We start from the raw sequence: 9,825 nt of genomic DNA on the forward strand, positions 1-9,825 counted from the left end.
CGGACGGAACGTGACGCACCCCCGGCAGCCTGTGGAACGCCAAGGAAACCTGAGTCGACCGGGCCTGACGGCCGCTCAGCGGACGAGGCCTGATTCCCAGGCCCAGACGGCGATCTCGGTGCGGTTGCGGGCCTGGATCTTGCGCTGGATCGAGGAGAGGTGTGACTTCACCGTCGACAGCGAGATCATCAGTTCGGCGGCGATCTCGGCGTTCGTCCGGCCGCGGGCGATCGCCCGGGTGACGTCGAGTTCGCGTTCGGTCAGGGGTGGCTCGGCGCGGCGGGTCCTGCCGGTCGGCCTGCTGAAGTGCTGGAGGAGGCGGGTGGTGATCGACGGCGACACCAGGGAATCGCCGTTCGCGGCGGCATGTACGGCTTCGACGAGCAGTCGTGGGCCGGCGTCCTTGAGCAGGAAGCCTCGGGCGCCGGCCTGCAGCGCCTCGTGCACGAGTTCGTCGAGGTCGAATGTCGTGACGACGAGCACGCGCAGTGGATCGACCACCTCCGGTCCGGCGAGCAGCCGGGTCGCGCTGAGGCCGTCCAGCTGCGGCATGCGGATGTCCATCAGCGTCACGTCCGGCCGCAGCTCACGGGCGAGCGTGACCGCCCGATTGCCGTCCTCGGCCTCGCCGACGACCTCGATGTCGGCCTCGCGTTCGAGGATCAGCCGGAAGCCGGTACGGACCAACGCCTGGTCGTCCGCGAGCAGGACTCGGACAGTCATGCTTCCACCTCACCGGTCAGCGGGAGTTCGGCGAGGACGCGCCACCGGCGCTCGCCGTGGTCGTCCTGTTCGCCGGCGGTGAGCGTGCCGTCGAGCGCACCGATCCGCTCCCCCATGCCGATCAGTCCGTACCCACCGGCCGTACGTCGTGCCCGGCCCGGCCGGATCCCGTCGTTCGTGACCTCGACGCGGAGCAGCCTGCCCGCGGGCTCCACCGCGACCGTGACCGTCCGCGCGTCCGGCGCATGCTTGCGAACGTTCGTCAACGACTCGAGGACGACGCGATGCACGGTCGACACCGTTTCCGGTGCGACGGTCAGGTCGTCCAGACCGGGCGCCAGCCGCAGGTCGACGTTGGCATGACCTGCGGCAGCTGCCTCCACAGCGTTCACCAAGGAGGTGGGCGGGACGATCTGCTCGGGGCTCCGCAGCATCGTCACCAGACGTCGTACGGCGGCCAGCGCCTCGGCGCCGGCACCCTCGATCTCGCGCAGCACCTCCTGTTCGGGGCCGTCCGCGAGTACGACCTGCGCCGCCTGCGTCCGGACGACCACGCCGGTGATGTGGTGGGCGACCAGGTCGTGCAGCTCCCGGGCGAGCGCGAGCCGCTCGCGGTTCCGCGCCGCGACGAGCTCGGCCTCACGCCGCGCGTCGGCGTCCCGCAGCATCAGACCGATCGCGACACTGCAGCCCCACAGGATGGTCCAGAACACCGCGAGGGTGAGGGTGGTCGAATCCCTGCCGTAGCGGAGCATCGGCGCCGTGACGAGCGCCAGTCCGCCGACGATCGCGACGGCGATCGCCGGCCGGGATCGGAGCCGATGGCAACCAGCTCCGATCAGCAGGACAAGCCCGAGGGTCTCGCCGTCACCGCCGAACGGGGCGGCCGGCTTCGCGAAGAAGCCGACCGCGCTGCAGATCAGCGACACCGCGAACGCGGACGCGACGATCTGCGTGATCGCTCCCGGGTACCGGCGCCGCAACAGCGCCAGCGCGCTGATCACGGCCCCGGACCCGAAGAACACCAGGGCGCCCGGCGTGACCTGATCGTGCAGGACCAGCCGGCGTACCGCTTCGTCGCCGTTGAAGCCGACGAGCGCCACGACCTCGAGGACCAGCAGGATGCGGCCCAAGGTACGGCTGGTACTTCGGATCACCGGGTATTTCGCCCTTCCTCGTGGAGTCTCAGCGGGGTGTCGCGTCCGCGGAACAGTGGTAGTCGTGCCCGGGCAGCCGGCCGGTCAGCAGGAACGACGTACCGGCCGTGTTCGCGCACTGGTTCTTGTTCAGCAGGTACACACCGTGCCCGCCCTGGTCGGCCGTCACCATCCTGGCCCGGTCGCCCAACGCCTTCCGCAGCTGCACGGCGCCGGCCAGCGGTGTCGCGGGGTCGCGGAGGTTCTGCACCATCAGCACATTCGACGGGCCGTTGCCGCCGACCCGCACCGGTTCCTCGACCGGCTTCGGCCAGTAGGCACACGGGTTGATGTTCGCGCCGGCCGCACCGAACAGCGGATGCCGGATCCGGTCCGCCGCGACGTTCCGCTGGTACGACGCCGGCGCCGTCGGCCAGTGCGAGTCGTTGCAGATCATGTAGTAGCGCGCGGAGACGAGGTTGTCCACGCCGGCCGCCGTCGCCTTCGCGGTCTCGCCGGCCGGCAGCGGCGCGGGCGGCTGGTTCGCCTCGAGCGCCTTGAAGACCTCAGCGAGGGTGGCGAACTGCGTCGCGCCGTACGAGAAGCCGAACGTGATCAGCCGCAGCATCGCCCCGTCCCAGACAACGTCCGGGCCCTTGACCGGCGTCCGGTCCAGACGCGCCGCCAACCGCAGGTACTTCGCCTGCACCTGCGCCGCCGTCCGGCCGAGACCGTACTCGCGGAAGTTGGCGGCGACGTACTTCGCGAAGTCGGGGAAGCGGTCGTCCATGCCCTGCGACCACAGCCGCTGGCTCTGGTAGTCCCAACCGCCCGGCCCGAGGTTGCTGTCCAGGACGACCCGGTCGGTCCGGTCCGGGAACATCGTGGCGTAGACGGAACCGAGGTACGTGCCCCAGGACGCGCCGAGGTACGACGTCTTCTGCTCGCCCAGCGCGGTCCGGATGCTGTCCATGTCGCGCGCGGTGTTCTTGGCGCTGACGTACGGCAGCATCCAGGCGGTGTCCGAAGCTGCACACTGCTGGGCGATGTGCCGGGACTGCTCGGCCCGCTGCGCGACGTCGGCCGCGTTCCGCGCGTACGGCGGGATGTTGCCGAAGAGCTGCTGTTCCTCGGTCAAGTCGCACTTCACCGGCGTACTCCGGCCCATCCCTCGTGGGTCGAAGCCGACGAGGTCGTAGGTGTCGAGCACGGCCTGCGGCATCTTCACGGCGACCAGGAACGCCAGGTAGCCCAGGCCCGGGCTCGGACCGCCCGGGTTGGTCAGCAGGATACCCCGCCGCTTCTCCGGGTTCTTGCTGGGCAGCCGCGAGACAGCGATGTCGATCGTACGGCCGTCCGGCTGCTGGTAATCCAAGGGGACTTTCAGCGTCCCGCACTGCATTCCCTGCGGCAACGGCAGTGCGTCACCGACGTCCTTGTCACACTCGCCCCATTTGATGTCCTGCTTGGGCTCAGCAGCACTCACCGTCCTCGCCTGCGAAACCCCCGAGGCCGTCGCTGCTGCCATTGCGGCAACAGCCACGGCGATGGCCATGACCTTTCGCATCCTGACTTTCCCTCCAGCCGGCACACGTATCTGATGGCTGTCACTCTGCCGATCAGGGCCGTCCTCCCACATCACGCGCGCGGCTGGTTCGCACCCTGGCCGAAAGTACTAGGCCACTGCCGTGCCTGCTTCCGGAACTGTGCGGGCGACGACCCGACCACGCGGCGGAACGTCGTACTGAACGCGCTCTCGGACAGGTAGCCCGTGGCCCGTGCGATCTCGGCGATCGACAGGGTGTCGCGGGCGAGGGCGTCGCGCGCGAGGCTCATGCGCCAGTCGATCAGGTACTCCATCGGTGGTACGCCGACGTGGTTCTTGAACGCCTGCGCGAACGCGGAACGCGACATGTGGCTGAGCTCGGCGAGCTCCTTCAGGTTCCAGGAGTGGGACAGGTTCGCGTGCATGGCGCGCAACGCCGTACCGATGCCGTCCTCGTTGAGGGCGCCCAGCCAGCCCGTCGGTCGATCCGTCTGGCCGGCGTGCGCACGCAGCATGTGTACGAGCAGGATCTGCGCGAGGTGGTTCTGCACCAGCGGGCCGCCCGCGGCGGTGACCCCGACCTCGATGGCCAGCAGATCGATCAGCTGCGCGAGCTGCCGGCCGTGCGGATCGGCCTCGCGGACGATGACAAGCGGCGGCAGCAGATCGGTCAGGAGGGCCGCGTTGCTGTCGTCGAAGGCGATGTGCCCGATGCAGAGGTACAGGTCGTCCTCGGAGGCCGGGCCGATCCGCACGAGGCCGTCTTCGGCGCTCGCCAGCACCGGAGCCGCCGGGCGCGGGCTCAGGTCGAGCGAGCTGGCGAGCACGTACGGCGGTGGGTTGCCCAGCATGAAGGTGTCGCCCTCCTGCAGGTACACCGGCTCGTGCCCCTCGAGCATCAGCCAGCACGTCCCGCGCACCAGGCCGCCGATCCGCACGTGCACGAACGAGTCGAAGCGCAACGCCCACTCGCCCACCGCCCGGAGGCTCGGCCCGACCACCGTGCGAGGTCTGAGCAGGCCGATCGCGTCGGCCACTGGATCCCCGAAACCGAGCACCGGCGGCCTCCTGGACGATACGTAAAGAATCTCGGACTCAACGTTATTGATCGTACTACCCGGTTCCAGCAGTATCGATGTCGAACGATTGATCTCGAGAGTGATGGAGCAACCCCTATGGGACAGCTGGACGGCAAGACGTCGGTGGTCACCGGCGGAAGCGGCGGCATCGGCCTGGCCACCGCCGTACGACTGGCGGACGAGGGCGCGTACGTGTTCGTCACCGGCCGGCGCGAGGCCGAACTGGAGGCCGCCGTCAAGACCATCGGTGCGGACCGGGCGACCGCGGTCGTCGGCGACATCTCGAAGCTGGACGACCTGGACCGGCTCTACGCCGCGGTTCGGGCACGCGGCCAAGGGCTCGACGTACTCGTGGCGAACGCGGCGATCGGTGCGTTCGTGACGCTGGAGCAGACCACCGAGGAGCACTTCGACCAGACCTTCGCGGTCAACGTCCGCGGCACGCTGTTCACCGTGCAGAAGGCGTTGCCACTGCTCAACGACGGCGCCTCGATCGTCCTTGTCGGCTCGACCGCGGGCGACCGTGGAGTGGAAGCGTTCGGCGCGTACGCCGCGTCGAAGGCGGCCGTCCGATCCTTCGCCCGGACGTGGTCGAACGAACTCAAGGACCGCGGCATCCGGGTCAACGTGGTCTCACCGGCCTGGATCGAAACCCCCGGCGGCACGGCCGCTTTCGGCGACGAAGAAACCGCGCGCGCCGTCAAGGAAACCGTCGCCACCACCGTGGCCAAGGGCCGCATGGGCCGCCCCGACGAAGCCGCCGCGGTCGTGGCCTTCCTCGCCTCGGAAGAGAGCAGCTACATCGTCGGCACGAACCTCTACGTCGACGGAGGCACCAACCAAATCTGAACCCCGGCGGATACTTGGGGTATGTCGGTGATGGACCTGCCCGAGTTCGAGGCTGCGCTGATGTACGGGGTCGAGGCGTTGCGGGAGGGGCTGGCGGTGGTGGTCGCCAATCCCAGTCCGATGACGTACGGCGTGATCGCCCGCGACGCGCGGGTGGTGAATCGACTGAAGGGGCGGCCGGCCGACCACCCCGTTGGGGTCTCGGTGCATACCGAGGCCTCGCACGATCGGCTGTTCCGGTGCCTCGATCTGCGCAGTGATGCTCTGGCGATGGTCGACTTCGCGCTCGCCGAGCGGATCACCGTGCTGGCGCCGGTCCGGCCGGATCCGGCGATGCCCGAGTGGCTGGCGCCCGCGATCAAGGACGGCTGGGTGCTGTTCTTCGACGGGTCCTGGGGACCGACGTGGTTCCTCTGGGAGAGCCATCCGTTCCTGTACGGAAGCAGCGCCAATCGGACCGGCGAGGCCCCGGCCGCCTCGGCTGCCGAGGCCCGGGAGCAGTTCCCCGCCCGCAGCCAGATGATCATCGACGCCGACGACCGACGTCTGCCGGCCACCGCCTACGGCCCCAGCACGATCATCCGGGTCGCGCGCGACGGCAGGCCGACGCTGCACCGGTCAGGCATCCAGGACCCCGACGTACTGCTGAACCGTTTGCGCGAGTTCAGATCCAAGGTCGCGGTCCTCGACGGGTCGACCAGTTCGCCGTTGGGCCGGACCTATCTGTCCGTCGCGGTGAATGAGGACGGGACGCCCAAGCAACTGCTGCCGAACACGCGCATCCGCCTCGGGTTCGCGCGACAGCCGAACAAGAACGAAGGCGACCCACGAGTGTGGGACATCGTGCGAGCGCACGTCGGCTGCAACAGGATCGGCACGGCCACCGCGGCCGGTGAACTGCTGGCCGGTGGGCGCCTGTCGATCCCCGGTCTCGGCGGCACCGCGGTCGGCTGCAAGCCCCCGCTGCGGGACCAGGAGGAATTGCTGACGGCGTTCCTCACCAGCAACCCCACCTGGCAGCTGAACGGCGACGAACTCACACTCACCTCAGGCGGTACGACGATCACGCTGCTGGACCGCAAGATCGTCGAACCGGACTCCCCGCTCGACGGCGTCAAATGGACGGTCGTCACCACCATCGCCAACGCCGACGCACGCCGGGGCTACGGCCGCAGGGAGGAGGCGTGGATCCGCTTCGACGACGGGCGACTCACCGGCTGGACGGGCGGCAACGACCTCACCGGCACCTTCACCCGCAACAACACAGAGCTGAGCTTCACCGACGTCACCGTCTCCAACCGTCCCGGCACAGCCGAAACCGCCGCGATGGAGACCGCGATGCTGGCCACCTTCCAACCCACGGTCTCCTACACCATCGACCACAACCAACTGACGCTCCTGGCCCAGTCCAGCGAAGGCCTCGATCTCACTACTTCATAGGTAGTACGTCGAAGTAGTAGCGGCCGGCAAATCGTCGTCCGGCAGCACGATGCCGGACGGCCGACGGCTGCGGACCATCGACGGTATGGACAAAGGACGGCGTGGTGCGGGCTGGTTCGTTGCATCGACGGCGGGAGCTGGTGGCGGGCTCATTGTTGCCGTATGTCTGCCAGGTCTCCTCCTGAGCGGGCTCGCGATCGCGGGGCTTCTGGCAGTCGTGGCGACCGTCGTTCGGCCCCAGCTGGTGTGGACGATCGCGGTGGCCGCGGTAGCGACCATCAGTTGCAAGGTGTCGGCGTACGAGCAACGTTCGTGACCGTCCACGGCACCGGCCACTCACTGTCGACGCCGACCGAACAGCCGTCCCCCGACCACCTCGCCGACCAGGTAGCCAACTTCCTCGAACAGACGCTGCGCTGACAGCGCGCAGTACTAGGCTCTCCGGAAGCAGGGTGTGGTACCGGGGCGTGGGAGGTCCGATGGACATCGAGGGGCACAAGGCGGTCGTGCGGGAATTCGACGAACTGGGCAACGGCATCGGCGACCTGGACCGGCTCGACGAGCTGTGTACGCCGGACATGGTGAATCACGCTCTTGCCCCGGGGATGCCGAGCGGCCTGGAAGGAACCCGCCAGTTCCTCCGGCGGGCCAGGCGTGACATCCATCCGGCACGATGGCTCGAGACGTCGGTCGTTGCCGAGGGCGACCTCGTCGTCCAGTTCGGCCGCCGCGAGCTGTACTGGCCCGGTGGCCCTTTCAGAGGCGTCGACCTGACCGCCGGAACCGTCGCCCGCGATGTCGCTTTCGCCTATCGTCTCCGCGGCGGACGCATCTGCGAACGGTGGGCCGTCCGCGACGACCTCACGATGATCCAGCAACTCAGGGCCTAGCCGGCGCCGGTCATGGTCGGGGCGTGGTCGGGATGCCGAGTTCGCCGAGGGCCTCGACGACCGACGGGAGGTCGTCGGGGTCCACCGCGAACGTCACGGTGCCGGTGCCGGCGCGTAGATCGTGGACTCCGGGGATCGCGCCGCGGCGTCCTGCGTAGGCGTCGAGGGCCACGGTGATCGTGGCAGGTGGCGGTACGTCGGGCGTGACGGCGCGGCCTGCTTGGATCGTCGTCACGGCGTCGCACAGGTTCTCGAGGGTTGAGGGAAGGTGACTGGCCAGGAGGACCGAGCGTCCCGAAGCCCTCGCTTCCATGATGCAGTTGTTGAAGACGGTCTGGCTCAAGGTGTCGAGTCCGGCGGTCGGCTCGTCCAGCACCAACAGTTCGGCGTCCGAAGCCAGCGCGGCGACGAGTGCGACCTTCTGCCGGTCCCCCGTGCAGTAGGTAGCAGTCTTCTTCGTCGGATCGAGTTCGAAGCGTTCCAGGAGCTCGGACTTGCGCGATGTCGAGACGCCGGACAGTACGTCGATCGCTTCGCCGCCGGTAAGATCGGGCGGCAGGCTGACGTCGCCCGGCACGTATCCGAGTCGCTTGCGCAGCTCGGTGGCGTCGTACCGGGGATGCATCCCCAGGACCTCCACGTCCCCGGAGTCGGCGGCGAGCAGACCGAGCAGGATCGCGATCGTGGTGGACTTGCCGGCGCCGTTCGGACCGAGGAGACCGGTGACCTGGCCGGTCTCGGCGGTCAGGTCGAAGCCGTCGAGCGCCTTCACCGGGCCGAAGGACTTGTGCAGTTGCCGGATCGTCAGGGCAGCGGTCATCGCGCGGCACCGCCGTCCTTCAGGTAGGCGTCGAGCATCGTGTCGTCGGCGAACAACCCCTGGCAGTACAGCTCCAGCGCCGGCAACGTGACCTCGTTCGACAGCGCCCGCAGTTCCTTGCGGAAGTCGTCGACCTCCCCGAACCCGGAGCGCGTCGAGAACCACAGCAACAGCGTCCCCATCGCCTGCATCGCGAGATACCGCGCCCGGGCGGCGGGATCGCGGCTCGGCCGGACCATTCCGCTCGCGACGCCGACGGCCAGGTACTCCTCGGCGTCCCGGCACATCCGCTCCACGAAGGCCGCCGCGAGCTCACCGCCGGCCTGCAGACTCCGCAGCGAGTACATCGCCATCGGCGCGTACTCCTCGATCTCGGCCAGCTGCGCGAGCGCCACCGCCGGTCCGCCCGTCGTCGCCTTCAGCTTCTCCGACTGGATCACGGTCAGCACATGGTCGTCACAGGCCTTCCGCAGGCCGTCCTTCGACCCGAAGTGGTGCACGACCAGCCCCGCCGTCACGCCCGCGTCCGCCGCCACCGCCCGCAGACCGACCCCGAACCCGTCCCGTCCGTACCGCAGGATCGCCGCGTCCCGGATCCGCACGGCCGTCAGCTGCCCGGCACCCTGTGCCGAACCGTCGGAGATCCCGATTGAACGCATGTTCAAAGACTAAACGAGTGTTCAATCGCGGCGCAAGAGGTCTCGCCGCGTAGCCTGGCGCGGGTGGAGGAGCTCCGGGGTCAGCTGAAGGTCTGGGCACAGAAATGGCGTTGGTACCAGCGGAACTCGCTGCCCTGGAACCGCAGCCGGATCCACTGGGAGCTGATGCGGCGCGGAGCGTTCGCGCGGTGGCCGCTGCACGGCAACGTGCTGGAGGCCCTGCAGGACGGCCGGCTCGAGGTCGGGCCCAACGTGATGTTCGAGCCCAACGTGTGGATCACCGTCGGCGACCAGGGGCGGGTGCGGATCGGTGACGGCACGTTCCTGAACATCGCGGTGATGGTCGCCGCCCTCGACCTGGTCGAGATCGGAGCGCACTGCATGCTGGCGAACGGCTGCTTCGTGACCGACGCCAACCATCGCTACGACGATCCGGACCGCCCGGTGCCCTGGCAGGGCTTCGATTCCAAGGGCCCGACCCGGATCGGCGACAACGTCTGGCTGGGCGCGAACGTGGTCGTCACCAGCGGCGTGACGATCGGCGAAAGATGCGTGATCGGCGCCAACAGCGTCGTCACCCACGACATCCCGCCGTACTCCGTCGCCGCAGGCGCACCCGCGAAGGTCCTCCGCGCCGTCACCTACCCGCAGACCCAGCCGTGACGACCCGGGAAGACCACGCC

The 9,825-nt window shown here is 68.9% G+C and carries 11 protein-coding genes; 5 read left to right on the plus strand and 6 right to left on the minus strand.

Annotated features, from left to right (window positions below; genetic code table 11):
* Positions 1-75 precede the first annotated feature (75 nt).
* From ACQHIV_RS19125 to ACQHIV_RS19140, 4 genes are all read right to left on the minus strand, one after another.
* Positions 76-723 (minus strand): response regulator, encoded by a 648-nt coding sequence (locus tag ACQHIV_RS19125; protein WP_427896043.1) that lies wholly within the window; start codon positions 721-723, stop codon positions 76-78.
* Entirely contained in the window at positions 720-1,880 is a 1,161-nt protein-coding gene (locus ACQHIV_RS19130) for a sensor histidine kinase (protein ID WP_427896044.1), read from the minus strand. Before ACQHIV_RS19130 ends, ACQHIV_RS19125 begins: the two co-directional genes overlap by 4 nt.
* A 28-nt stretch (positions 1,881-1,908) precedes the next feature.
* Entirely contained in the window at positions 1,909-3,345 is a 1,437-nt protein-coding gene (locus ACQHIV_RS19135) for an alpha/beta hydrolase (RefSeq protein ID WP_427896045.1), read from the minus strand.
* Between the two features lie 152 nt (positions 3,346-3,497).
* Entirely contained in the window at positions 3,498-4,463 is a 966-nt protein-coding gene (locus ACQHIV_RS19140) for an AraC family transcriptional regulator (protein WP_427896046.1), read from the minus strand.
* 117 nt (positions 4,464-4,580) lie between these two features.
* Here ACQHIV_RS19140 and ACQHIV_RS19145 point away from each other — a divergent pair, with 117 nt between their 5' ends.
* The 4 genes from ACQHIV_RS19145 (at position 4,581) to ACQHIV_RS19160 (ending at position 7,663) form a co-directional block, all read left to right on the plus strand.
* Positions 4,581-5,333: an SDR family NAD(P)-dependent oxidoreductase gene (locus ACQHIV_RS19145; protein ID WP_427896047.1), complete on the plus strand. Its 753-nt coding sequence runs from the start codon at positions 4,581-4,583 to the stop codon at positions 5,331-5,333.
* Positions 5,334-5,354: 21 nt separating this feature from the next.
* A complete protein-coding gene (locus tag ACQHIV_RS19150) occupies positions 5,355-6,773 on the plus strand; it encodes an META domain-containing protein (protein WP_427896048.1) in 1,419 nt (472 codons plus the stop codon).
* Positions 6,774-7,019: 246 nt separating this feature from the next.
* A complete protein-coding gene (locus ACQHIV_RS19155) occupies positions 7,020-7,193 on the plus strand; it encodes a hypothetical protein (RefSeq protein ID WP_427896049.1) in 174 nt (57 codons plus the stop codon).
* A 59-nt stretch (positions 7,194-7,252) separates the two neighbouring features.
* Positions 7,253-7,663: an ester cyclase gene (locus tag ACQHIV_RS19160; RefSeq protein WP_427896050.1), complete on the plus strand. Its 411-nt coding sequence runs from the start codon at positions 7,253-7,255 to the stop codon at positions 7,661-7,663.
* A gap of 10 nt (positions 7,664-7,673) precedes the next feature.
* On the opposite strand, the gene ACQHIV_RS19165 is transcribed toward ACQHIV_RS19160, so the two are convergent.
* Positions 7,674-8,483: an ABC transporter ATP-binding protein gene (locus ACQHIV_RS19165; RefSeq protein WP_427896051.1), complete on the minus strand. Its 810-nt coding sequence runs from the start codon at positions 8,481-8,483 to the stop codon at positions 7,674-7,676.
* The gene (locus ACQHIV_RS19170; RefSeq protein WP_427896052.1) at positions 8,480-9,142 is read right to left on the minus strand and encodes a TetR family transcriptional regulator; all 663 of its coding nucleotides are present in this window, start codon (positions 9,140-9,142) and stop codon (positions 8,480-8,482) included. Before ACQHIV_RS19170 ends, ACQHIV_RS19165 begins: the two co-directional genes overlap by 4 nt.
* A 63-nt stretch (positions 9,143-9,205) precedes the next feature.
* Between ACQHIV_RS19170 and ACQHIV_RS19175 the strand changes: the two genes are divergently transcribed.
* Positions 9,206-9,805 carry an acyltransferase gene (locus tag ACQHIV_RS19175; protein WP_427896053.1) on the plus strand — a complete coding sequence of 200 codons (600 nt, stop codon included), beginning with the start codon at positions 9,206-9,208 and terminating at the stop codon, positions 9,803-9,805.
* Positions 9,806-9,825 lie beyond the last annotated feature (20 nt).

The organism is Kribbella polygonati (genome assembly GCF_050320105.1).
Lineage (GTDB): Bacteria > Actinomycetota > Actinomycetes > Propionibacteriales > Kribbellaceae > Kribbella.

Coding starts and splice junctions, on each gene's coding strand:
- ACQHIV_RS19150 (WP_427896048.1), top strand. CDS start 5,355: ATGTCGGTGATGGACCTGCCCGAGTTCGAGGCTGCGCTGATGTACGGG.
- ACQHIV_RS19170 (WP_427896052.1), bottom strand. CDS start 9,142: ATGCGTTCAATCGGGATCTCCGACGGTTCGGCACAGGGTGCCGGGCAG.
- ACQHIV_RS19125 (WP_427896043.1), bottom strand. CDS start 723: ATGACTGTCCGAGTCCTGCTCGCGGACGACCAGGCGTTGGTCCGTACC.
- ACQHIV_RS19165 (WP_427896051.1), bottom strand. CDS start 8,483: ATGACCGCTGCCCTGACGATCCGGCAACTGCACAAGTCCTTCGGCCCG.
- ACQHIV_RS19160 (WP_427896050.1), top strand. CDS start 7,253: ATGGACATCGAGGGGCACAAGGCGGTCGTGCGGGAATTCGACGAACTG.
- ACQHIV_RS19145 (WP_427896047.1), top strand. CDS start 4,581: ATGGGACAGCTGGACGGCAAGACGTCGGTGGTCACCGGCGGAAGCGGC.